The sequence below is a fragment of the Clostridium sp. LIBA-8553 genome, from assembly GCF_057782465.1.
This window is the reverse complement of the sequence record NZ_CM173489.1, coordinates 1259856-1284848: the sequence shown is the minus strand read 5'-3', so window position 1 is coordinate 1284848 and position 24993 is coordinate 1259856. Positions and strand designations below refer to the sequence as shown.

Genomic DNA, 24993 nt, shown 5'->3' with positions numbered 1-24993 from the left:
ATATTTTGTAATGGCTGTAAAGAAAGCAAAAAAACAGTAGTATTATTTTACTACTGTTTTTTTATTATACTCTAAAATATTATTATATGTCTTAAGGAAACTATAAAATGTAATAGCTTTCTATTGAAATATAGCTATATTTTCTACTTAATATTTTGTGGTAAGTACACAACTATTCTTGTGCCTATTCCTTTTCTGCTTAGGACACTAAAGTATCCTTTGTGGTTATCAATTATCCATTTTGCTATAGATAGTCCAAGACCTGTTCCTCCATCTTTTCTAACTCTTGCTGTGTCAGCTCTAAAGAAACGTTCAAATATGTGAGGTACATCACTCTCATCCATACCTATTCCATTATCCTGAATTGAGAAATAAGCTTCTCCTTTAGAATTTCTTCCTACTTTAAGTGTTATGTCCCCTCCCTCTTCTGTGTATTTAGCTGCATTTTCAACTAATATTCTTGCTGTCTGTTTAAGGAGAGCCATATCACCATGAACAGTTATATTCTCTGATTCAATGTAGTTATATATATGGTTTTTATCTATCATCTTAGATTCTTCAAAAACTTCATCCATCATATCATTAAGAGAAAATTCCTTTATAGTAAGCTGAGTTTTACCATTAATCCCTCTAGCTAGGAATAATAACTGCTCCACTAAGTTTTTCATATTTTCAGATTCACTCTTTATTGCTGTAATAGACTCTTCTAATACGCTCTCATCATTTTTTCCCCAACGATCTAGCATATTTGCATAGCCTTGAATTACAGAAATAGGGGTTCTAAGTTCATGGGATGCATCTGAAACGAACCTTGCTTGCTGCCTATAGGAGTCTCTCATCCTATCTAAAAGCTTGTTTATTGCATCCTCTAACCCTTGAAGTTCACTATCACCTATGTGTATTCTTTCATCAGATGTTACAGGACTTATTTTTGATATAGCATCTTCAAGACTATGAAATTTTTCCTCATCAAAGTCCATATTACTAAGTCTACTTGCTGTTTCTGCTATTTCATTAAGTGGTTTTAAAACCTTTCTAATTTTTGCTGTACCAAATATTATTTCTTCTAATAAAAATATTCCTTCTACTATTCCTAAAACTATAATTATTTTTCTAATAGTATATAAAAAAGCACTGGCTTCCTTAACCATAGTCTTTCCATTACTCCAAACAACTGTATAGGTTGAAGTTTCTATAGGAAAAAAGTTAAATGACCTTTGTGCATTTTTTACTAATTCTCCATAAAAGTCTTTTTCAGATTGAATACACCAAAGACCAACTAAAATAAGTATTAAACATATATCAATTGCTATAAATCTAAAAAATAAATCTCTAACAGAAATAGCATTAATTTTTATTGCAATAGAGGTAACATTTTTAGGTTTATTCTTCTTACTCATCTTTTATTACGTATCCTACACCACGTACTGTAGTTATTATTTTAACTTTAAAAACATCGTCAATCTTTGTTCTTAAATATCTTACGTAAACATCTATTACATTTGTTTCTCCAACATAGTTATAACCACATACCTTCTCTATAAGAACATCCCTAGTTAATACTATATTTTTGTTTTCCATTAATATTTGTAGCAAAGTAAACTCTCTATTAGTTAATTCTATTTCTGTGCCATCATACATTACCTTGTGTCTCATCTTGTCTAAGGTTAATAAACCACAGCTTATTACATCGTTCTCTTTTTTCTCTGGAACTACTCTCTTTTTAAGAGCTGTTCTTATTCTTGCAAGTAATTCCTCTATTGCAAATGGCTTTGTTATATAATCATCAGCTCCAGCATCAAGTCCTGAAACCTTATCCATTACAGCATCTCTTGCAGTAAGCATTATAATAGGAACCTCAGAAACTCTTCTAATTCTTCTTAATACTTCAAGTCCATTAATTTCAGGAAGCATAACATCAAGAATAACTAAGTCAGCTTCCCCTCTTTCTGCAATTTCAAGACCTGTTCTACCATTGTTTGCTTTTATTACTTTGTATCCTTCATGAATTAGCTCTAATTCTATAAATCTTGCTATTTTTTCTTCATCTTCAACAATTAAAATCTTAACCATTAATTCCCCCCCTTTTAAGATTGGCTTTATGTTTTAAGTAAGTGTTAATTGCTAGCTAACAACTTAAAGTATAAGTTTAAATTTCATAACTTCAAATTTAGCACCTTAATTCTTATTAGTGAATATGATCAGTAAATTTGCCTTTTATGTCTTTAACTGCTTTTGATATTTCATTAAATACCTTGTTTATTTTATCTACATTAACCTTTTTAGAAGATACTAAAAATTCTACATCAAAGAATAATCCAACTAGCATTAGAGGTATGATCATCCAGAATGCAAAAAATAAAAGTAGTATCAATACAGTAAAGGGAATCTTTAAAAGCACCTTATTATTTCTTATTATTTCAATGAAGATATTATTGCAGGTATCTATGGCCTTACATATTGCTTCAAAAATCCCTTCAAAACTATTTTTACTTTCAGAGTTATTCTCCTTTTTTTCTTCTTTAAGATTAACTACTTCTCCATGTTCAGTGTAACTTTCTTTAGATTCGTTGGTGTAAAATATACTAACTGAAGGCTTTTTCACTTTTCCATGCTTTTCTAAATATAGCATGGCATCTAGCATATCCCAATTGCTATTTTCTAAAGCGTTTTTCGCTTCTTCATAACTTATATTAGCTTTCTCCTTTAACTTATCTACAAGCTTAAGCTTTTCCATAAATAATCCTCCATATTTGCTGAAGCGCACTACTCCTATATTAGTAGCCAAACTTTAAACCCTCATTTTAATTCTCTCCATAATAATTAAATTATACCATCTCACTTAATATTCCACAGCATAAAATAAAGGAACTGCATCAAAACTCTTATATAAAACTTTATAAATATTATGAAGAGAATATCTGAATGAACTTTAGAATTTAAGCTATTACGTAGACTAATTTGCGTTAAGAAGCGAAGCTGTTTGACCAGCGGCAGTTCTGAGCTTTAGCAAATTATTCGGAGTAATCGCTATAAATTCTTAGTGCAATTCAGTAATTCTCGGAATATATTTATAAAGTTTTATTAAAGAGTTATTTTGATGTAGCTCCTTTAAGAATACTATCTAAAAACTATTTTTCATATCCTTCTTTGAAATCTTTTTTAATATGATCTGCTGATTTTGATACCTCTTCAAAAACGTTGTTTACTCCATCATAATTAAAATCAGAACCTGAAATTGAATATTTGTATCCACAGAATAATCCTATTATTAATAATACTATAGTTGGTACTGATAAGAATATTAAGAAAAGTATTGATATTGTTAAAGATATTCTTATTGGTTTTTCATTATCTTTTCTAATCTCAAAGAAATTCTTGTTTGCTTTTCTTATGAATTTTCCTATGAACTTAAACATTCTTCCAATAATTTCTCCAATACCACCATATTTTTCATCCTGCTTTTTCTTATCTTCTTTTACTTCTACTACAGTAAGGGCAGTAACTTCATTATTTTCTACTTTTCCCCTTCTTTCTAAGTAAACAATAGCATCTAAAAGATCCCAATTACATTTTTCTAACACTTCTTGTGCCTCTTCCTGACTTATATTAGCCTTTCTAACTAAAGTATTAATCATTTCATTTCTTTCCATCTATATTACCTCCACGAATTGATTACATTATTCATCTTGGTTATATAATACTTTTAGAAAATTAATCTAAAATATAAGAAAGATTAAAATTAGATTAAAAATTAATTTAATTTATTAATTTCATCTGTTATTAATGCTTTTGATATATACATGGCTTTTATTATTTTATTAAATCTATTGTAATTAGAAGTACCTTCTTCAAATTTTGATTGTGCTTTTTCACATTTGCTTATAATGGAAGATACAGGTGGAAGTGCTTTTGTTAAGTCTTCCTTTGTATATTTGTCCATAATATTCTCATTTGTTATTAATGACTGTGAAATATATAGAGCCTTTAATCTATTTTTAAGTAATGTATGCTGTGATGTACCCTCTGCAAACTTAGGCTGCATTTTTTCACATCTACTAATAGTGGAAGATACAACTTGTAATACATCCTTCAATTCTTCTCTTGTGTACTTTTTCATAGGACTTCCCTCCTGAAACTATTTATTTTATTACATTAGTTAACTATACAATAATTTCTTTATAGATTATACACTTTTCATCAATTCAACCTTAATACTTTTAGTTTACTCCTCTTTTCTGGCATCATCTTTACCAATATGTTGTATTCCAATAAATATAAGGTTTATTACCTCAGTTAGTGTTTTCCATTGTGATTCATTTGAATCTAAATAATAATAGTTTTTTGTTCCTTCTCTACGTACATTGACAATTTCTGCTTCTTTCAATATTTTAAGGTGATGAGATACAGCAGGTCGAGAAAGATGTGTTTTTTCTGTAATCTCTCCAACTCTAATTCCATTGAAGTCACTCTCTAAAAGTGTAAGTAAAATCAATTGTCTAGTTTCATCTCCTATAGCAGAAATAGCTTTACAGCATATTTTAAATTTTGATGTTATTTCATTTAATCTTTCCTCACATTCTTTTTCCATAACTTTCTCCTAACACTTATAAATATCTAACTACAGCTTCCTCTTTTTGTGCAGTACGTCTATATTTTACATCTGGATATCCAAGCACTAATGTTGTCACCACATTATCATTATGTTTTAAATTTAAAAGTCTACGTAACTTTGGTGAGTATTTTACCACAGTTGTAAAAAATCCACTATAAAGTACACCCAGGCCACAAGACTCAGCCATCAATGCCATATTTGATGCTGCAAGTGAACCACTGATTTTATCTTTTGATACTACCATTATTGCTATAGGAGCTTTCTTAAAAAAGAAATTATCATCAATTGTAACCTCTTTTGCACTTTTCATAAAAAGACTTGCAATTGGTTGTATTCTTTTAAAAAATTGTACTGCAACAGCTTCATATTTCCCTTTATCCTCACCTAAAACAATGTATGATGTATCTTGTGCATTTTTAGCACTAGGTGTTAATCTACCCGCTTCAATAATTTTCTCTACAATTTCTGAAGGAACTTCTTTATTTTTAAAGTGACGAATTGTTCTTCTTGTTTTAAGTGCCATTAACAATTCATTTGAATCTAAAGTAGTTTGTTCTTTAAATTCCATTGGTTTTTCTTTAAATCCAGTTAATGTAATAGCTGCTTTAGGACATATGGCTTCGCAATGACCACATTTTATACAAAGTTGATCTTTTATTACTGCCTTTTTTTCCTTAATGATTATATTATTTGCTGGACAATCCTTTTTACAAAGACCACATCCAATACAAAGATTTTTATTAACTTCAATGATATGTTCTTCTTTCATAATATATCCATCTCCATTTGGTTTATTTGTTTAAACCATTATAGCAAATAGATATTTTTTATGTTTATTGGTAAAGAATTTGTTTACCATTAAATTTTTAAAATTACTTCAAGTTATTATTTAAAAATTCACGGAATTCCTCATTATCCTTTAAAAAATCTAATTCATCACTCTTATCATTTTTTAGCATACTTATAAAGTTAGAAAGAAGTTGTTCATTAAATCCATCATCATTTTCCTTGGTCTTTATGTGCTTATATAATTTAGATTTTGATGGATCCCACTTTTTGCCCATTGAGTCTAACATTTTCTTTAATATAGGTACAAAATTTTCTACATCTTTTTCTGCTTTATACAATTCAAAATATCCACTATATGAATTATACTCCCACAAATCATATAACTTTGTTGTCTTATCTAAAACTTCTGCAAAATACTTAGCATCCTCATTACGCCCTTCTTTTAATGCTATTTCAAGCATAGAAATTAAACTTATAAATATATCAGTAGTGGCTGAAAGTAGCTTCTGTTCAAAAATTTCAGCAGCCTTTTGAAATTCACCAGATTTGTTGTAAATATTTCCTTGTAATACTTTTTTATCATAATTAATGTTAGGTAATTTATCCACACACTCTTGTGCCTTTTCATACTCTTTTCTTCCTAAATATATATTTATAAGCATAGAAACTGCTTGATTTCTAACTTCTATATCATCACTTTTTGTAACTTTCACGTAAAACTCTTCTATTTGCTTTTCATACTTTTCTCTATTCTCCAGCCCAAACATGTACATGCTTCCTTGCAAAACTGTAGCAACTGTCAAAATTAATTTATCACAAGTAGGATACTCATAGATTTTATCTATAGCTTTTTCAAAGGCTGCATCAAATCCATCATTACTTGCTATTTCTACTAGCTTATTCACAAAAATACCTATTTCTTGTTCTGATAGATCTTCTTTAAATGAAAGCAATGTATTTAAATCAACTCTTAAAAGTCTTGCTAAGGCTGGTAATATGGTGATATCAGGATAGCAAGTCCCCTTCTCCCATTTATTCACCGCTGGTGTTGATACTCCAAGATACATAGCAACTTGCTCTTGAGTTAATCCTTGGGCATTTCTCTTTTCCCTTATAACCTGATTTATTCTCATTATAATATCTACTCCTTGTTTGGATAATAATAACAAAAGCTTTTGATATTACTATTTTATCAAGAGTAATACTCCCTTACTATTGAATAATAGTTAATTTAAAATTAAATAACTTAACTATAGGTTAAGTTATTTAGAGTTAGACTCAAGTCTTTCTTATGCTCTATTAATTTTTACTAATAAAAATATCCTTAGGCAGCTTATATCAGCACCTAAGGATATAGAGTTTAGTTTATTCATATTATATTTTTCTATAACTATTTAAAGTAAGCTCTTTTAAATTTGGTTCTATTTTAGACTAGTGTTGATTTTTAGATTATTTATAAGATAGCAAGTTTACACATTGTTAGTTGATATCTAACCAATTTAGGTAACATACTTCAGTGATAAATTATCTAATTCTGCTTTTAATTTTGATTTATTAAACTTTGCCGCTATTGGTGAAAATATCTCTATGGTTTCCTTAGCTTTTTTCCTCCATTTTTCTGGCTCAGTAAATTGAAGTGTTCTCATATTATGAAGACGATCTGCTAATCTAATTAAACTAACACTATCATAAAAATCACCTTCCTCTTTTATTTCCATATATGGATTATAAGCTTTTGTTGTATTCTCTATGATTTTTGATATTGATGGTGAAAAAGTCTTCTCTACTATCTTTAATGTAACAGGAGTTTTTTCCTCAACAATATCGTGTAATAATCCTGCTATTATTGTCTCCTCATCAGTTTCCATTTCTGCTAATATAATAGCTACATTAATAGAATGAGTAACATAGTCTTCACCTGATTTTCTTTTTTGACCTTTATGAGCAAAACAAGCTAATTGGTATGCTTTCTCTAATCTAGTAAAATCATTAAACAATTTATTTTCTTTAACACTTTTAACTAATTGATTGTATAGTTCTTTAGGCTCTTTATAATACTCTGTAGATTTTAAAAACATGTTTGCATTCTCATAAATTTTATCCATATAATATTCTCCCCCATTCTCTTCTTGAATTTTTTTTATAACAAATACTTTAATTACTGCTGGAGAGAAACCATACTTTTTTCTAAAAGCTTTTGTAAAGCCATTATTTGTTTCATAGCCATATTTTATTGCAACATCAAGTATCTTTTCTCCTAAAATAATATCTTCTGCAGCTCTTAAAAGCCTTCTATCTTTAACGTATTCCATAATAGATACTCCCATTTCCTTTTTAAATATCCTTGAAAAATGATATGTGGAATATCCCATTGCTTTTGCTATTTCATCTGATGTTAAAGCCTCTGTAATATGCTCTTCAATATATTTAATACATAAAAATATTAATTCTGAATACCTCATTTCTATTCCCCCTTAGTGCCAAGCTGGTAATTATAGTATAAACCCTCTTTCCCTTTAATACAGTTCCATTTTTGCTAAAATAAAAAACTGCCCTACATAAGATAACCACTAAAAAATGTAGCGATATTTCTTATTAAGGGCAGTTTATATCTTTTATTTAGATAAGAATGAAGTAATTAACTCCACTTTTGGACATTTAAAGCTCTATCATAATCAGAAATAAAGTAAATTAGAAATCAAAATTATCTGGATCTGGTCCTACTCTTAAATCTTTGTTTAAGCTATCTATTTTATCCATATCATCTTTACTTAGATTAAAATCAAATATATCTATATTTTCAATTAATCTTCCTTCATTTGTTGATTTAGGAATAGTTATTACTTGGCTTTGTAAATCCCAACGTAATACTACCTGAGCTGTTGTTTTATTATACTTTTTAGCTATTTCTTTTAATACATCATTTTCTAATAATCCATTACCAGCCATTAAAGGTGACCATGCTTCAACTTGAATATCATTTTCTTTGCAGAATTCTCTAACTTTTTCTTGACTTAAGTATGGGTGTAATTCTACTTGGTTTATAACAGGTTTTATTTCAGCATCCTTTAATAAATCTTGAAGATGATGCACTTGGAAGTTACTTACTCCTATAGCTTTAACACGACCTTCTTTATATAGATATTCTAATGCTCTCCAAGCTTCTTTATATTTTCCTTCTACTGGCCAGTGTATAAGGTATAAATCTAAATAATCCACACCTAATCTCTTTAAACTTGCTTCATAAGCTGCTATAGTTGATTCATATCCTAAATCAGCATTCCAAACCTTAGAAGTTATAAATAAATCTTCTCTTGAAATTCCTGCTTCCTTTATACCTTCTCTTATTCCTTCTCCCATAGCTTCTTCATTTCCATATATAGCTGCACCATCAATACTTCTATATCCATTTTTTATTGCTACTTTAACTGCATTCACTAATTCTGAACTATTCTCTACTCTGAAAACCCCAAGTCCTAATCTTGGCATTTCAATACCATTATTTAAAGTAATTGTACTATTCATATTATTTGTCATATTAATTCATTTCCTTTCAAACTTTTAATTATTTTTATTAATATCTTTATCTTATGAAACTCATAAAATCCTTATTTTCTCTTTTTGGTGCTTCAACATTTTCTTTCCCAAATTCAACAAGCTTCATTAACCAAGCCATATTTTTACCTAATACTCTCATTATTTGCATTCCTTCAGAATCCTGAAGAACCTCATTTCCTGTTCTACCATAAGCTACATTCCAATAATTTGATGTAGGCATTAGCATTTCTGAATAATTAATATAGTTATTCAATTGATCAAATACTGGAACTCCTCCTGATCTTCTAACTGCAACAACACTTGCTCCAACTTTATGTCTAAGCATACCGTCATTTACTGATGTTACAAGAAATGCACGATCTAAGAATGATTTCATAGTTCCTGCAATAGCAGAATAGTGAACTGGAGATCCTAATATAATCCCATCAGCTTCTTTCATCTTTGCAATCCATTCATTAACTTCATCATTATCAATGACACATTTTTCATTCTTATTTCTACTACATCCACCACAGGCTAAGCATCCACGTATTACCTTATTTCCAACATGAATAATCTCCACCTCAATATTTTCTTTCTCTAATTCTTTTGCCACAACTTCTATTGATTTATATGTATTGCCCTCTTTTTTAGGACTTCCATTAAAAGCAACTACTTTCACAATTACATCTCCTTATGTTTAGTTTTTGTCTCTCCACTTATGTCCTCATTATATAAACGTCTATATTAATTAACAAGTACGCACTTTTAAGTTAGGTGTCTTACCTAAAAGTAAGATTTATTATAATATCCCATTTACATAAGAAATAAATTATTAATATAAATATGCTATATTCTTTATTTACATTAATAAATTTAGTATAATGTCTTATATAAAAAGATTTGAAAGTAGGTAATTTAATGATTTCTTTCAACAACAAAGAGTATGTTTGTTTATTAGATTTTGCAATGGATTTTATACGTGGTAAATGGAAAGCTCTTTTATTATGTAGTTTATATAAAGAACCCAAAAGATTTTTAGAGCTTCAGAGAATTGTTAAAGGAATAAGCCAAAAAATTTTAAATGAAAATTTAAAACAATTAGAAAGCGATGGATTAATAAGTAAGGTAATATATGCTGAGATTCCACCTAAAGTTGAATATCATCTAACAGATAAGGGGAAAGAGATTACCAAACTCATTAAAGAATTTGAAGCTTGGTCTATTAAATATTACCCTGATTTAGATGGCAGTTGTGAATAACGTAATTAATATTTTTCTTTATTGAATTCTTATTAGAACTAAAAACTCCTATGTATAATATGACTACATAGGAGTTTTTCTTATATTAAAACATTATAAAAATATTAAATTAAAAATAGAACAAAGATTCTTCTTTTGATCCAATTCAACTTATACCAAGTAAAAAACTTCTTATTTTTTCTCTATACTTTAGTCAAATACTGTTTCCCAATTATGATCTTTTGATGCTAAGAAGCACATTTGAATTTGAGATTCATTGTTTTTTTCTAAAGCTAAATTAGGTAATTCATCTAGAGCAAAGAACTTACTTTCAGAGGTTTCAATGTTAGGTTTAAATTCTCCACCTACTAACTTACAAAGTACAAAGACTTTACATATTCCATATGCATATCTTGGGATATTATGTTTATTTCTATCTTGGACAGCTATTATTTTGCTTGGAATAACATCAAGTCCTGCTTCTTCTTTTACTTCTTTAATTGTATTTGAGTAAATAGATTGATTTACATCAACCCATCCTCCTGGTAAAGACCAAGTGTTAGTGCTTGATTCCTTTACTAGTAATATTTTATTATCTTTAATGATTGCTGCTCTTGTATCTAACTTAGGTGTTTGGAAGCCAGTTTCATTACAAAATAAATCATTTACTTTTTCAAAGTCTAATTCTGTCTTTGCAGCAACAATTTCACATGATATTTCACGAATCCTTTGGAATCTTTCTAAGTCAAAGGAATCCTTTGAGTATGTTAGTCCAACTTGTGCTAGGTACTGTAACTCTATAGCCCAATCTAGCCAATCCTTATTTGGTTTATGTTTTTCAATTAAAATATCTAGAATTTCTTTTGGCTCTTTTATCCTATAAGTTGCATCTATTTTTTCTGCATCATTTGCTCCCCATAATGCTAATACAGAGTCAACACCTGCGTTTTTAGCACATTGCATATCATAAATTGAATCACCAATATAAATTACATTGCTTTTTTTAGCATTAGTTATTTCTAAATATTTTTCCATTGGCTCGCCATCTGGTTTATGCTTCTTAGTATCATCAGCACAGATTACTACATCAAAGTATGGATGTAATCCAAATCTTAGAAAATCATCTTCATATTCCTTTTTAGTTTTAGATGTTATAATTCCTAGCTTTATACCATTTGACTTCAAAGCTTGTACTACCTGTCTTACCTGAACAAAGAGATCTACTTCATCAGAATAATCATTAAAGTATTTATTCCATTTTTCCTCTGCCCTTTCCCAATCTTCAATTTCTAACTTTTCTAAAGCATATTTTCCTGGAATACCTAGTGAAAATCTTAATTCATCTAAATTTTTTCTTATACCTTTCTCTTCTAATACAACTCTTTGCAATGATTTTAAAATAGCACTCTCTGAATCTATTAAAGTGCCATCAATATCAAATACTACATGTGAATATCTCATATAATCTCCCCCATTTAATTTTTACTATCAATTAAGTCAATAGCAATTTTGCCCAATCCATACTCATAGTCACTTATAAATTCATCAGATAAAATAAGCTCTGGCATTACTTCTTTTGGAACTCTAAGCTTGCAATACTCTATTATCTCTTCTAATTTATCTGATATAAATGAATTATTATATATAACAATTAAATTAGGATTTACTAAGGCTATATATGATTGAATTATTTTGCCATAATACTCAACAATATCAATTCCATGAAAGCCCTTTTTACAATAACTTAAATTATTATCATCTATAGGCAGATAATGTATCTCTCCAGCAAAGCTAGTTGCACCCCTCCATACCTTGCCACCAAAGATCATTCCTGCACCTACTCCATTATCACCCATATATATGTTAACAATTACTTCCTTATCTTTATTATCATGTCTTTCCCAATATCCATTAATTGCAACATTCATATCATTTTCTATTTCTACAGGTATATTATATTTTTCTGTGAAATATTTAATTATGTCTATCTCTTTTAACTCTTCATATTCTAAATATGATTCTACTTTTCCATTAGCAACATTACTTGCAATACCAATTACCATACTTGCTAACTGAAAATACTTAGATTTTGTCAAGGATACTATGTTATCGATTTCTTCAACTATACTATTTTTTAATACTACAGTTCCAAAATCTATTTTGCTTCTACAGAAATCATTTAATATCCAATTTATTTTATTTCCCTCTAAATATAATAATAAAGAAACTGCATACATTGGATTAATACTATACTTTTTTGCACATCTTCCACCTAATGAACTTTTTAAACCTACTTCAATTACTTCTTCCCTTTCTATTAAGTATTCTACGATTGTACTAACAGTTGGAAAGCTTAGCCCTGTGCACTTAGCTATATCTGTTTTGCTCATAGATTGATTTTCTTTTAATACCTCATAGATATTTTTAATATTTAAACTTTTTATAGTCACTGAATTTGCCATTTATTTTAACCTCTCTAGACTTTTTAAAATAGTTTTAAAAAGTGTTTTAATAATTTAATTAAAGCAGTTTATACTTTAAGTGTCAATATTAGGATCTTTATTTTTTAATTAATTTATATTTTCTTAGAAATACCTCACTCTAATTTATTACAAAATAAAACTAGATGTCCTCCTTGGTCATCTAGCTTTAAATATTTATTACAAGTTTAAACTCAATTTTATAAGCTTTTCTTAATTCACTTATGATACTACAAAATAATTATCAATATATGATGTCATCTGATCTCCTAAATTAAGATAATAATATGTAGGTATTAGATAGCTTGAATAAAATAGTTTTTTAGCCTCTACTCTTTGTTCTTGTAATGCATTTATTAAGTTTTGCTGCTGCCTTAAGCTTATAATATAACTTTCAGCTATAAATAAAATTTGTTCAGAGAAAAATACATCTGAAAAAGAATCTTTATTTGAACTTATATTATTGTCTAAGTTTTTTTTAATTTCATTGAACTCTTGAATATAATAATCTAACTGCTTATAGGTGTCTTTTAAATCTTCAGGCTTTGAATTCTCAGTTATATTAACAGAAAGTAAATTTCCTCTTATTCTCTTTATATTTTGTAAGTTTTTAATAATAACATCTTTACTCTTTAAATCCTCTACTTTAGGTCCATAAGGTTCTGCTACTTCTTTCTCTAATTGTTCATGTGAAATATTAGTCTTTGCATATGCTACATTACTTGTTGCTATCATTATAAGCATAAAAAAAACTAATAAACGCTTTGTTTTTCTTCTCATTACTCTAACTCCTTTGTAATCACGCCTAAAATACGTTTTAATAAATTATATATATATATTTAGTAATTTTTAATATTTTATTCTCATTAAAATTAATAGACATTCTTACATTTAAAATTTTTAATAAAACACTTATTTATGTATAAGAAAACGTTTGAGATATAGCAATGCTATAATATAAGCTGCACACCAATTGAATTTAGGTGTGCGGCTTATTAGAAATTAAGAATCTTTTTTAATAACGCATATTTAATTGGACTGAGTCCAAAATAAGACTCTTTTATTTCTGCTTATTTTTTACATTTTAACTTTTCTTGAACATCCATTAATGCTTCACCGAATCTTTGAAAATGAACAATCTCTCTTTGTCTTAAGAAACGTAATATTTCCTTTATATCTTGATCATCGGTTAAGTTTATAAGCCATTGGTAAGTTGCTCTAGCTTTTTCCTCTGCTGCCATATCTTCATGTAAATCAGCTATAACATCTCCTTTTGCTTGAATGTAGCTTGCTGTCCATGGATTTCCTTGAGCATCAGAATAAAATAATGCTTTACCATGGTCTGTGTAACGCTCACCTAGTCCTGCTTTCTTTATATCTTCAACGGAAGCATTCTCCATTAACTGATAAATCATAGTTCCGATCATTTCCACATGAGCCATTTCTTCTGTTCCTATATCAGTTAATAAAGCTTTTGATTTATTTGTTGGCATTGTATATCTTTGGTTTTGATATCTAAGTGCTGCACTTAATTCACCATCAGGCCCGCCATATTGAGATATTAAGAACTTTGCCATTCTAAGATCATTACACTTTAAGTTTATTGGATATTCTAAGGTTTTTACATAATACCACATAATTAAATCCTCCTAACTTCTAATTTCCCAAGGCCAAGGTTGATTTACCCAGCACTCTGGATTTTCTATATAAGCTTGTCCAAAATTTCTTATAGGTCCATATTCAGACTCAAATTGCTGAAATAATTCACTCAATTTTGAAGAAATCTGTTTAAAATCCTCTGTAGCTTCTCTATTCTCTGGGAAATTATCAAGGTAAAGATTTAATTCTATTGCATAAAATTGAAACTTTTGTATCTCATCTAATAATTCAAGTGCTTTCATAAACTCACCTCATCAATATTCTCTTTTTTCTTTATAAGGTCTATACAAATCTTTAAATATTGTTCCTTTCCATAGAGCCTTATAGACGGAATATAAATTTTCATACCTTTGAGGCAAGACATATGCACGTGCATACTCTAAATTAATAGTTTTATCCATATAGTGAGACATATTATATATCCTTCCTTTGATTTTTTATATTAACATACTATGTCAATAACCAAAGTGGTGTTACATATTTATGAGTATTTAAATAGTTTATTTTATTCCATACTTACTTTTAAAATCTCAATTTATCTACACATAGGCACACTATTTCAATAAAATTAATTCCTTGAAATAACTATATCAAGTCTTCTCTCTTCTGATATTTGCACTGCCTATAATATAAGTAGTCTATTTTTTTATGTACTTTAGGAAATTTTTCTCCTACTTATAATTTTCTACTTTATATCTTTCAAAGCTTCTCTAGTTCTTTTAATTGATACTGTAACTAATGCAACAATAAAAACTCCCCCTACAACCTTATCTCCTAAAGTGAACTTTTCTTCCTCCTGAGAATCATCATTACTTCCAGATGAACTATGTACTCCACTACTTACTCTATTTGCTCTTCCACTCCTATGACTACTATGACTGCTATGACTACTGTGTCCCCCACCATGACCACCATGTCCTCCACCTGCTCTTGCATAGATATTATTGGATGGTACTGTTAATAATAATATCAATAGAAATCCTAAAATTCCTCTTTTATACTTTTTATTTTTCATTAATTCATTCCTTTTTCATGTCAATATTATTTCTTACAATGCTTATAAACTCATGAACATTTCCAGAAAGTATATTAGATATCTTAATAACCTCTTCACCTACGCGTATAACTATCTGTTCTTTAAATATTCCCTCTTCCTCTTCAATAGATGAAATATCCTTATATAAGAAACTTTCAGTGTACTCTAATCCTTCATTTAGTCCATAGAAAAATACTCTCTTATTTGTTGCTATTAATACTCCTGATCAGTGCACCTCACTGTACAAAAAAGTTGAAATAGAACATTGTAAGTGGCCTAATGGTCTTTCATCATCAATAAGCTTTTTAATTGCCTCTTCATAAAGTTTATTCATTTTCAATTACCCTCTATAAAATATTTTAAAAATTCTACTATTTCATGACTTAAAACATCACTAATATTAGAATTAACTTTGCTTATTTGAACACTCTTGATTGCTTGTACCAAATCTAACTAAAGATACTAATTAAAATTGTTTTTCTATTGATACATTTAATATTCGTTAATAAATTACTTTAACTTAATAACTTATTAACATTATATAGCAAAACTGTTAATAAGTTAAGAATATAATAATGGTATAAGAAAAGAATATTCTTATTAAAATTTTTTAGGGAGATGTCTATATTATGAATACAGGGGTAATAGCATGTTTAATATTGGCAGAATTTTTTTCAATACTTTCGATTTGCTTCGCTTTTTTAAAGGAAAAAGGTGCAATACTGATTAGTGGATTTAATTCATTTTCTAAAGAAGAAAGAGAAAAATATGATAAAAAGAAAATGAGTATGGATATGAGAAATTCTCTTTTCTTGTGGGCAATAATCTTATTTATAGGTGCGATTTTCTCTTATTTTGTAAGTAAGTATTGTGCAATTATAGCATTTATTATTTGGTTAATTGTTTTCTTCAAAGATGTTCATATTAGCCCAACAAAAGCATTTGAAAAATATAAAAAATAACATATGAAACAAAAAATATTAGAACAATTTATATTCATAAAAACTAATAAAAAAAGCTTAGTTAGATATATTCTAACTAGGCTTTTTTTATTTCTTATAATAAGTTGAAAATACTAATATGTTAATTTAAAGCAACATTTCTTAAGCCAAGTAGGATTAACACCTATCTTCTTTGCTATTTTTTCACTCATTTCAAAAGAATTATCTATTTCTAGGTTATATGTTAAATCATTTCTATTAGAAGTCATAAATTCATTAACCCTATCAACTAATCCTTTAAAGTCCCCTATCCCAAAATATTCATTATGTGAATTTAGATTCTCATTTCCTGAGTTTTCCCCTATTTCTTTTTGATTAACTTTCACTTCTTCTTTCCAATTACTTTCTAAGACACTATTGCCATTTGTTTCACTCTTTAAGTTTATATTTCTTTCAGTTACTTCAGTAGTAGTATCATTATTTGCAACATTTTCACTCCACTTAATCTCTAGAGTTTTATTGTCCTTTAGCTCTGCTTTTCCCTCACCATTAAGTTTCATCTCTTCAATAGGTAAATTTGTATATGATGAAAAATCATTTCCCTCTTTTACTTCTATTTTTAAAGAATTTATATGTAATTCAGAATGCAAGTAATTTGCTACCTCTTCTAACTGCTCTCTAAATATGTATTCATGAAATTTGTTTGCTTCTATAAGATAGTTTTCTCTACTTTTCTTAGGATGGTTTATGTAATATTTTCTCTTTGCTATCCATCTATCTCCTAAAGGATTTTCAAACTTCTCTAGTTCCTCTTCTTTGTCTATAAAATACAGATTTCCTTGCAAAAAATAGTCTTCTATCCCTCTCATTAAGTTACCAACTGAGTAGAAAGAATTAGTCTTTCCTCCTATAGGAAAATTATTTCTTTTATTACTACTAAAGTTCTTTCCTGTTAATCCTGTATCAATTTTGTATATTCTAACATCCATTTTTTCCGCCTCACACTCCTGTTTTCTATCATCTTAAGTTTAGACTCTCTTTCAAACCATTATTAATTTTTACATAAAACAAAGCCCATCTTTAAAACTTTCTATAATTATTCTACTTTATTCATCTAAATAAATCACTAACTTAAAAATATTTCTATTAATTTGTTTCCTTAAACTCATAAAAAGCAAATCGCTTTTTTAGTCTGATGTGATTAATCTAAAAGTAGTAAAGCCATTATCTTCTTTTTTAATATCTACATCATAATTTATTGCAATAAAGTTTATATTATTATCAAAAACCCTTGAACTTACTTCTTTTTTTATACCATAAATCAAAAGACATATTAATCACATTAAGTGGTTTTTTATCATAGCTTATTATAATAGAATGCACCATTAATAGATTAAATTTTAAAATTTTTTTGGATAAAACTCAAACAAATAATCTGAGAATTAAACTTTAGGAGGAATAAAATATGAAATTACATGAGGCTGAAACATTATCAACTGTTAAAGTGGTTGATATAAAAGCAGAAGGAGAACTAAGGAGAAGATTCTTTGACTTAGGAATAATAGAAGGAACTAATATAAAGGTTTTATATGATGGGCCTTTTTGGGACCCAAAGGCATATTTAATACGAGGTGCTGTAATCGCAATAAGAAAAGAGGAGAGTGAAAGTATAGAAGTAATAAAATAGTAAGGAGGCATATATGGGCTTAACTAAAAATTCTACTGGGATTAGATTATTATCATCAGATAAAACAAAAGGAAACATTAAAGAAGACTATGTTGTGGCATTAGCTGGTAACCCCAATGTAGGTAAGAGTACCGTATTTAATGCCCTTACTGGATTAAATCAGCATACCGGAAATTGGCCTGGTAAAACAGTAGCTAATGCAGAAGGATATTATGAATTTAAAGATTCTATAATAAAGGTGGTAGATCTACCAGGAACATATTCATTGTTATCGAATTCTGAAGAAGAAGAGATAGCAAGGGATTATATATGTTTTAATGAGCCCGATATAGTAGTTGTTGTAGCTGATGCTACATCATTAGAAAGAAACTTAAACTTATTTATACAAATATCTGAAATAACAGATAAAGTAATATTATGCGTAAACTTAATTGATGAAGCAAAGAAAAAGAACATAAGAATAGATTTAGAATCACTATCTAAGGAATTAAATTCAACTATCATTTCAGCATCTGCTAGAAATGGAATTGGCATAGAAGAATTAAAAGAAGCTATATTTAAAGAAGTTAAGCTACCAAAGAAGAAAGCAAATGCAATAAATTATGGTTTTGATATAGAAAAAGCAATAGAAGAAATAGAAGTTATAATAAACGAAGCTATTAAAGTGGATAAAAGAAAAAGCAGATGGATATCTATTAGAATCTTAGAGGGAAATCATAACATTTTAAACTCCTTATATAAAAAATATAATATCCAAGAAGAATATGTGCAGACCATATATAAAATAAGAGAAAATCTTATTAAGAATTTTAAAGATAAATCAATAGAAGATATAATAATAAAATCTATAATAAAAGAAGCTGAAAGGGTTGGAAATAAAGTTGTTAAAACTGAAGGGGAATATAATAATACCCAAAGGAAAATAGATAAAATACTAGTATCTAAATCAACTGGAATACCTATTATGATAGCTACTCTACTAGTTGTATTATGGATAACTATAACCTTAGCAAATTACCCTTCAGAAATGCTTGCTAATATGTTTGGATATGGAGAACAGTATCTTAGAGAATTCTTTGCAGGATTAAACCTCCCCTCTTGGATACCAGGAATATTAATTGATGGTGTTTATGTCACTTTAGCTTGGATAATTTCAGTAATGCTACCTCCTATGGCAATTTTCTTTCCTATGTTTACTCTGTTAGAGGACCTAGGTTATCTGCCAAGAATAGCCTTTAATTTAGATAAATGCTTTAAAAAATGTTGCACTTGTGGTAAACAAGCCCTTACTATGTGTATGGGCCTTGGATGTAATGCAGCAGGAATAATAGGATGTAGAATAATAAATTCTCCTCGAGAAAGACTTATAGCCATATTAACTAATGTTTTTATGCCTTGCAATGGAAGATTTCCTATGCTTATTTCCATTTCCTCTATATTTATAGGAGGAATAGCTGTTGGGATAAAAGGCAGTTTTATATCAGCCATTACAGTAACTATGGTTATTATTTTAGGAGTTTTCATGACATTACTAGTATCTAAGATATTGTCAAAAACCATATTAAAGGGAGTTCCTTCAAACTTTATATTAGAGCTACCTCCATATAGAAAACCTCAAATAGGTAAAGTTATAGTAAGATCAATATTAGATAGAACTCTTTATGTTTTAGGTAGAGCCATTGCTATTGCAGCTCCAGCAGGAGTGGTTATATGGATATTCTCTAACATAATGATTGGAGACTCTTCTATACTATCAATATGTGCCAACTTTTTGAATCCCTTTGCCAATGTAATAGGCGTAGATGGCTATATATTGATGGCATTTATATTAGGATTACCAGCAAATGAAATAGTAATGCCTATAATAATAATGAGTTATTTAAGAGCCACAACAATGATAGAATTAGATAGCTTAGTTGAGCTTAAAGAGTTATTGGTTGCTAATGGCTGGACAATGTTAACTGCAATTAATGTTATGATATTATGCTTAATGCACTACCCTTGTGGAACCACACTTTGGACAATCAAAAAAGAAACTAAGAGTCTTAAACTAACTGCCCTAGGCTTTTTGATACCAACAATCGCAGGCATAGTTGTTTGTTTTATTACAACTCAAATATGGAGATTGTTTGCTTAGAATCTGTTTTAGGTGAATGTTAATTTTAGCTAGCCCTTCAGACCTACTTAATTTCGCAGAGAGTTTCTATTATCTATTCCAAAATAATAGCTAAGGCTTTTAAACTTAAGTGAAAGCCCAAATTTTAATTTGGTATCTTGAACTTATGCAATCGAACTTAGTGAGATTGTATTCCTAAGAAAATAACAGAAAAAGCCTCTTAACGCTATTATTTCTCCATAGATAAAGAAACTCTAAACTGCTTATTAAGATGGTCTTACAGTTCTATCTAAAATCAACACTAGCTTAAAACATAGCCTTTGCTTAAAATAAAAGGACTATATGATAAAAGCTTCATATGGTCCTTTATATTGTCAAAATATGATAAAATAATTGTGGAAGTATAAATATGAATTTGGAGAGGTTTAAATATTATGAAATTTGATTGTGGTTTTACAAAGGAAAATAACTGGTTTCGTTACCGTGCTGCAGCAATTATTATTGAGGATGGAGCTATTCTTTTTGCCGGTAATGAAAAGGAAAATTACTACTACTCTATTGGTGGTGGAGTACATATGGGTGAATCAGCTGAAGAGGCTGTAAAGCGTGAAGTCCTTGAAGAAACAGGAGTAGAATATGAAGTTGATAGATTAGCATTTATACATGAAAACTTCTTTAAGGGTGATGGAAGTTTGGAAGGTAAAAAGTGCCATGAAATATGCCTTTACTTTTTAATGAAACCTAGAGGAACACGTAAGTTAAATAGTAATAGCTATACTGGTGGAGTTAAAGAAATTATGCATTGGATTCCAATAAACGAACTAAGTAATTATCGTGCTTACCCTACATTTTTTAGAGAGAAATTAACTAACCTTAAGAATGAAATTGAACATATAGTAACTTATGAAGGTAATTTTTCTCAAATTTAGATTGGTAAATTTCATTTATATATTCCTTAAACAATTTTAATTAAATACTAAAAGATTACTTATTTATCAAGATTCAAATTTAAATTATAGAATTTGATTTAAACTTAATGCTATGATAAAATTAATTTATACATATAAGTTTGTTAATTAAAGTTTAATAGTATAAAGTTTTCTAGGGTTCCGTAGCTTTTAGCTAGCTGGTCCGAGAGAAAACGCACAGATAACTGTGAACACGGAAGGATAAAAGCCTGGGAGATATTTTTATAATATTTCTCTGGCTTTTTTATTTTAGTGTAAGTTTTAAATGAATATGTAAGATTACAGATATATTAAGCTAAAATCTAGTAGTATTAAGAGTAAATTTAACTATGATTTATTTTAAAGTGATTCACTTGAAGATTGAGTTTCTTGTAAATATGAGTAAACTTACTATGGATTTATTTTAAAGGAGGTATATTAATATGAAAAAGTTTATTATTGAGGATGATTTTTGGGATCTATTCCCTAATGCAAAGATAGGTATTATCACTTGCACTGGCATAGATAACACTATAAGAGATGAGAATAATTACAAGGATATGATTTGTCAATCAGAAAAGGAAGCTTTAAGCCACTTACCTAATGAAGACTTTAGCAGCAATGAAGTTATTAAGGTATGGAGAGATGCCTTTAAAAAGTTTAAGACTAAAAAAGGTGCAAGGTCATCAATTGAAGCTTTGTTAAAGAGAGTTTCTACTGGTAAAGGCTTAGGAACAATTAATCCTCTAGTAGATATTTACAACTCTATATCATTAAAATATGCCCTACCTTGTGGTGGAGAAGATATAGATAAATTTGTTGGAGATATAAGATTAACTAAGGCAATTGGAGATGAAAGCTTTATTACCTTAGGATCAGATAAAAGTGAACCACCATATGAAGGTGAAATAATCTATAAAGATGATGAAGGAGCTATTTGCAGATGCTGGAATTGGCGTGAGTCAGTAAGAACTATGTTAACAGAAGACACAAAAAATGCTTTCTTATGCATTGAGTTAGTTGATAAAAAAAGAGAAAAAGAATTTGAAAAAGCCTTAAAACAATTATCTCAATTAATAGAAGAAAACTTAGGTGGAAAATGTGAGATTTCAATACTTCATATTAATAATAAAGAAGCTATAATTTAAGTATTTACGGAGGATAAGTTTATGAGTAATTTTACCTATAAAGAGGTTTATATTGAGGATGGAAAAAGAGTTTTAGAGATTAATGTACTTCCAGAAAAGTACTGTAATTTTGATTGTATATTTTGTCCTATAGGAAGATCAAAGAATAAAATAGATACTCAAAAATCCTTTGATGAAGTGAATACGTCATTAATTGAACTAGAAAATATAATTAATGATACAAATCCAGAATTAATCTTTATTAATTCAAAGGGCGAAGCCTTAATAAATGATAAAATTGAAGATATTATAGATTTTATAAAATCAAAAGGAGTTCCTGTAAGACTACTTTCTAATGGATACATATTAGGAAAAGATGAATATATAAAGATTGCTAATAAATGTGATGAGGTTATTGGAGAAATAAAGGTAATAACAGAGGAAGATTTTCAAAAGGTTCAAAGGCCAATTGAAGGCTATACCCTTGAAGAATACATATCAAATATGGCTTCCTTTAACAAACAATATAATGGGAAGTTTATATTTGAAATAACCATAGTTAAAGGATATAATGATGACCCTGAATCAGTTAATAAATTAAAGGAAGTTATAAAAGCAATCTCTCCTAATAAGGTTATTGTTGCTAGAATTGATGATGATATATTTAAGAAAAAACTTGGTATATCTGATGAGAGATTTGATGAAATTTCAAGGGAGCTACTAAGTTGCTAAATACATAGATTATTAAATACAAGATTATAAATTTAAATTACTAAGTATATGATAATAATTAAGTAAAAATGGACAGATAATCTGTCTATTTTACTTTTTTATTCTTATAAAACTTAAATTAGTCATCTTGTTTATTTTTCTTTTGAGGCTTAAAATTTTGCCACAATATAAAAATTTATCTTCTTTAAATTATGCATCTAAGAGCTTCCCCTTACATAATCAACTATTTCCTTGGCCAGATCATCATTTAAACCATTGCTGCAGTTTAGTCCAACACTGTGTTTTTTCTTGGCTATTGTAATGTGATATACATCCTTATTCTTCGTTTTCTTAATTTTGAAATCATCTAAATCCTCAAAACCTATTTCACTTAAGGTCTCAATGTGTTCACCCTTTTCAAAATCATTTAATTTTACTTTTAAGTAAATTTTTCTATTTTCTATTTCAAAAATAACCCTGCCAGCAGGTATTCCGCAAACTGGCAAAGTGTAATATGTAAAGGGAGAAATGTTAGAATAAAAAATTTGCTTTACTAACTCCTTATTGTCTAAATACACTATAAACTTAAATTTTTTATCGTTTTTATTCATAATATTCACCTCTTTAATTCACAACTTATTAACATTATATAGCAATTTTGTTAATAAGTTAAGTTAATTACACTTTATAACTAAATATAAATTTTAAAATAGCAAATTCTCATGTTATATACTTCTTATAAACTTTTACTAAATTTTAAAGACTTCTTTTGTAATCAAGTCTACATTTTAAGGGTTTGGATAATATTCTTCACTGAACATAGAAAATTCTTCTCTTATAAAGCAAACACACTTTAAAGCTCTTTTTTAAATAATATAAAAATAAGATCATATCAAAATAGTTATAAAAACTTTTGATATGACCTCAAATTTTTCAAGATTCATTCTTTAACTTCTATTTATTTTTTCATTAATATCCTCTAAAGAATCTTCCTCATATTCTCCAAACAATCATTTTAATAAGATTTTCTTAGCTTTTAAAAAAGTCCTTATATTTAGATAATTATTCTAATCCTTTTTCATTAAGAAATACCTTAGTATTTGCAATACATTCATATACTCCATCAAAATTCACTTTGTTGCATTCATCATTATTTTCTGATACTGACACAATTTTAACTTTTCCCATATCATAAAGTAAGCCTACAAGTAAATTTGTATTTTCTGTAATGACCTTTTCTTCCTCTGTGAAGTCATTCCAATTTGTTTTATGATTAATGTAGACTATATTCATAAGTTTTTCTAAATGTTTTCTATAAATTTTATCTACTGAAGAAATAGCTTCATAAAATTTATTTGATATATTTCTTAGCTCCTTCATATATAAACATATTTCATTTATTTCTTTTTCAGCTTTTTCCATTTGTGACCAAGCTTCTTCAGCTTTATTTGAAAGGGATGATCCTGTAATATTAAATATTATTCCTCCAACAAGCAATGAAACTCCAAGTGTTGCACCACCAAGTATAGCACTTCCAAGAGCAATTCCACCTCCCCCAGCAGCAATTGCACCTCCTCCAAGTGCTGCTAATGTAGCATTTATAGCGGCTGCTCCACTTAATGATGAAATAGCTGCTCCTGTTGATGCTGTTCCTATTGCCATAACAGCAGAAGTAGTCGCTCCTGCTGCTGCGAATCCTCCAGCTGTTCCAAGTGCAGCTCCTCCTATTCCACCAAGTAATAAACTTGCTCCTACAGAAACCTTTTTTAATTCCTCAGCATCATATTTAGGAATACTAAAGCCCTCTTTATCATAGCTTTTAAACTCCGGTCTACATTGTATTCTTTCAATAACATCAGCAAAATCTTCAAAACTTTTAAGAATCTCAAGTTCTTTTTTACCTAACTTATCCATATCAATACTTGTTCTTTTGCTTTCTTCTTCAAACCTATCAATATTTGCTTTATGACGAGTTTCTGCTAATTTCATATTATCTTTAGCTTCTTTCATTTTAACAGCTCCACGAATACCGCTTCCAACTCCTACTGTTCCTGCAACAGCAGCTCCTATTCCTAAAATTAATGGTAATGGCATAACATATCCTCC

General features: G+C 28.6%; 29 protein-coding genes and 1 riboswitch. Of the genes, 7 read left to right on the top strand and 22 right to left on the bottom strand.

The annotated features are described in order from the left end of the window. Positions 1-143: 143 nt before the first annotated feature. The 11 genes from AC2JAQ_RS05620 to AC2JAQ_RS05570 form a co-directional block, all read right to left on the bottom strand. On the bottom strand, positions 144-1400 hold the full coding sequence (locus AC2JAQ_RS05620; protein WP_488458319.1) for a sensor histidine kinase: 1257 nt from the start codon (positions 1398-1400) through the stop codon (positions 144-146). Then, on the bottom strand, positions 1393-2073 hold the full coding sequence (locus AC2JAQ_RS05615) for a response regulator transcription factor (RefSeq protein ID WP_488458318.1): 681 nt from the start codon (positions 2071-2073) through the stop codon (positions 1393-1395). Before AC2JAQ_RS05615 ends, AC2JAQ_RS05620 begins: the two co-directional genes overlap by 8 nt. Before the next feature lie 115 nt (positions 2074-2188). Then, entirely contained in the window at positions 2189-2737 is a 549-nt protein-coding gene (locus AC2JAQ_RS05610) for a ubiquitin (protein ID WP_488458317.1), read from the bottom strand. Between the two features lie 394 nt (positions 2738-3131). Beyond that, a complete protein-coding gene (locus tag AC2JAQ_RS05605; RefSeq protein WP_488458316.1) occupies positions 3132-3653 on the bottom strand; it encodes a DUF4342 domain-containing protein in 522 nt (173 codons plus the stop codon). 101 nt (positions 3654-3754) lie between these two features. After that, a complete protein-coding gene (locus AC2JAQ_RS05600; protein WP_488458315.1) occupies positions 3755-4120 on the bottom strand; it encodes a hypothetical protein in 366 nt (121 codons plus the stop codon). Positions 4121-4225: 105 nt separating this feature from the next. After that, positions 4226-4591: an ArsR/SmtB family transcription factor gene (locus AC2JAQ_RS05595; RefSeq protein WP_488458314.1), complete on the bottom strand. Its 366-nt coding sequence runs from the start codon at positions 4589-4591 to the stop codon at positions 4226-4228. Positions 4592-4607: 16 nt separating this feature from the next. Next, positions 4608-5384, bottom strand: a complete 777-nt coding sequence (locus AC2JAQ_RS05590) for a nitroreductase family protein (protein WP_488458313.1) — start codon at positions 5382-5384, stop codon at positions 4608-4610. A gap of 103 nt (positions 5385-5487) precedes the next feature. After that, entirely contained in the window at positions 5488-6537 is a 1050-nt protein-coding gene (locus tag AC2JAQ_RS05585) for a helix-turn-helix domain-containing protein (protein ID WP_488458312.1), read from the bottom strand. A gap of 366 nt (positions 6538-6903) precedes the next feature. Next, complete coding sequence (locus AC2JAQ_RS05580; protein ID WP_488458311.1) at positions 6904-7866, bottom strand: helix-turn-helix transcriptional regulator; 963 nt, start codon at positions 7864-7866, stop codon at positions 6904-6906. A gap of 229 nt (positions 7867-8095) precedes the next feature. Further along, entirely contained in the window at positions 8096-8941 is an 846-nt protein-coding gene (locus AC2JAQ_RS05575; RefSeq protein WP_488458310.1) for an aldo/keto reductase, read from the bottom strand. 46 nt (positions 8942-8987) lie between these two features. Beyond that, the gene (locus tag AC2JAQ_RS05570; RefSeq protein ID WP_488458309.1) at positions 8988-9623 is read right to left on the bottom strand and encodes a flavodoxin family protein; all 636 of its coding nucleotides are present in this window, start codon (positions 9621-9623) and stop codon (positions 8988-8990) included. A gap of 239 nt (positions 9624-9862) precedes the next feature. Between AC2JAQ_RS05570 and AC2JAQ_RS05565 the strand changes: the two genes are divergently transcribed. Next, complete coding sequence (locus AC2JAQ_RS05565) at positions 9863-10204, top strand: winged helix-turn-helix transcriptional regulator (RefSeq protein ID WP_488458308.1); 342 nt, start codon at positions 9863-9865, stop codon at positions 10202-10204. A gap of 189 nt (positions 10205-10393) precedes the next feature. Here AC2JAQ_RS05565 and AC2JAQ_RS05560 read toward each other — a convergent pair whose 3' ends face one another. The 8 genes from AC2JAQ_RS05560 to AC2JAQ_RS05525 all read right to left on the bottom strand — a co-directional run bounded on the left by AC2JAQ_RS05560 (position 10394) and on the right by AC2JAQ_RS05525 (position 15572). Further along, a complete protein-coding gene (locus AC2JAQ_RS05560; protein ID WP_488458307.1) occupies positions 10394-11644 on the bottom strand; it encodes an NUDIX hydrolase in 1251 nt (416 codons plus the stop codon). Between the two features lie 14 nt (positions 11645-11658). Further along, a complete protein-coding gene (locus AC2JAQ_RS05555; protein ID WP_488458306.1) occupies positions 11659-12645 on the bottom strand; it encodes an ROK family transcriptional regulator in 987 nt (328 codons plus the stop codon). Between the two features lie 240 nt (positions 12646-12885). Next, entirely contained in the window at positions 12886-13443 is a 558-nt protein-coding gene (locus tag AC2JAQ_RS05550) for a hypothetical protein (RefSeq protein WP_488458305.1), read from the bottom strand. Between the two features lie 290 nt (positions 13444-13733). Further along, a complete protein-coding gene (locus tag AC2JAQ_RS05545) occupies positions 13734-14300 on the bottom strand; it encodes a manganese catalase family protein (protein WP_488458304.1) in 567 nt (188 codons plus the stop codon). A gap of 12 nt (positions 14301-14312) precedes the next feature. Then, the gene (locus AC2JAQ_RS05540) at positions 14313-14564 is read right to left on the bottom strand and encodes a spore coat protein CotJB (RefSeq protein WP_488458303.1); all 252 of its coding nucleotides are present in this window, start codon (positions 14562-14564) and stop codon (positions 14313-14315) included. Positions 14565-14576: 12 nt separating this feature from the next. Beyond that, on the bottom strand, positions 14577-14723 hold the full coding sequence (locus AC2JAQ_RS05535) for a spore coat associated protein CotJA (protein WP_488458776.1): 147 nt from the start codon (positions 14721-14723) through the stop codon (positions 14577-14579). Positions 14724-15007: 284 nt separating this feature from the next. Continuing rightward, entirely contained in the window at positions 15008-15337 is a 330-nt protein-coding gene (locus AC2JAQ_RS05530; protein WP_488458302.1) for a hypothetical protein, read from the bottom strand. Positions 15338-15341: 4 nt separating this feature from the next. Next, a complete protein-coding gene (locus AC2JAQ_RS05525) occupies positions 15342-15572 on the bottom strand; it encodes a PH domain-containing protein (protein ID WP_488458775.1) in 231 nt (76 codons plus the stop codon). A gap of 415 nt (positions 15573-15987) precedes the next feature. Between AC2JAQ_RS05525 and AC2JAQ_RS05520 the strand changes: the two genes are divergently transcribed. Beyond that, positions 15988-16320, top strand: coding sequence for a DUF3784 domain-containing protein (locus tag AC2JAQ_RS05520; RefSeq protein ID WP_488458301.1), 333 nt, complete (start codon positions 15988-15990; stop codon positions 16318-16320). 113 nt (positions 16321-16433) lie between these two features. Here AC2JAQ_RS05520 and AC2JAQ_RS05515 read toward each other — a convergent pair whose 3' ends face one another. Further along, positions 16434-17288: a hypothetical protein gene (locus tag AC2JAQ_RS05515; RefSeq protein WP_488458300.1), complete on the bottom strand. Its 855-nt coding sequence runs from the start codon at positions 17286-17288 to the stop codon at positions 16434-16436. Positions 17289-17764: 476 nt separating this feature from the next. On the opposite strand from AC2JAQ_RS05515, the gene AC2JAQ_RS05510 reads away from it, so the two are divergent. From AC2JAQ_RS05510 to AC2JAQ_RS05490, 5 genes are all read left to right on the top strand, one after another. Then, positions 17765-17986, top strand: coding sequence for a FeoA family protein (locus tag AC2JAQ_RS05510; protein WP_488458299.1), 222 nt, complete (start codon positions 17765-17767; stop codon positions 17984-17986). A gap of 13 nt (positions 17987-17999) precedes the next feature. Further along, positions 18000-20123, top strand: coding sequence for a ferrous iron transport protein B (gene feoB / locus AC2JAQ_RS05505; protein WP_488458298.1), 2124 nt, complete (start codon positions 18000-18002; stop codon positions 20121-20123). A 413-nt stretch (positions 20124-20536) separates the two neighbouring features. Continuing rightward, positions 20537-21031 carry an NUDIX hydrolase gene (locus AC2JAQ_RS05500; RefSeq protein WP_488458297.1) on the top strand — a complete coding sequence of 165 codons (495 nt, stop codon included), beginning with the start codon at positions 20537-20539 and terminating at the stop codon, positions 21029-21031. Between the two features lie 161 nt (positions 21032-21192). Further along, positions 21193-21288: riboswitch (guanidine-I (ykkC/yxkD leader) on the top strand. A 204-nt stretch (positions 21289-21492) separates the two neighbouring features. Further along, on the top strand, positions 21493-22197 hold the full coding sequence (locus AC2JAQ_RS05495) for a B3/B4 domain-containing protein (protein WP_488458296.1): 705 nt from the start codon (positions 21493-21495) through the stop codon (positions 22195-22197). Between the two features lie 21 nt (positions 22198-22218). Next, positions 22219-22908, top strand: coding sequence for a radical SAM protein (locus AC2JAQ_RS05490; protein ID WP_488458295.1), 690 nt, complete (start codon positions 22219-22221; stop codon positions 22906-22908). A 197-nt stretch (positions 22909-23105) separates the two neighbouring features. On the opposite strand, the gene AC2JAQ_RS05485 is transcribed toward AC2JAQ_RS05490, so the two are convergent. Both AC2JAQ_RS05485 and AC2JAQ_RS05480 read right to left on the bottom strand, forming a co-directional pair. Continuing rightward, positions 23106-23498, bottom strand: coding sequence for a hypothetical protein (locus AC2JAQ_RS05485; protein ID WP_488458294.1), 393 nt, complete (start codon positions 23496-23498; stop codon positions 23106-23108). Positions 23499-23949: 451 nt separating this feature from the next. Beyond that, complete coding sequence (locus tag AC2JAQ_RS05480) at positions 23950-24981, bottom strand: hypothetical protein (RefSeq protein WP_488458293.1); 1032 nt, start codon at positions 24979-24981, stop codon at positions 23950-23952. Positions 24982-24993: the final 12 nt, after the last annotated feature.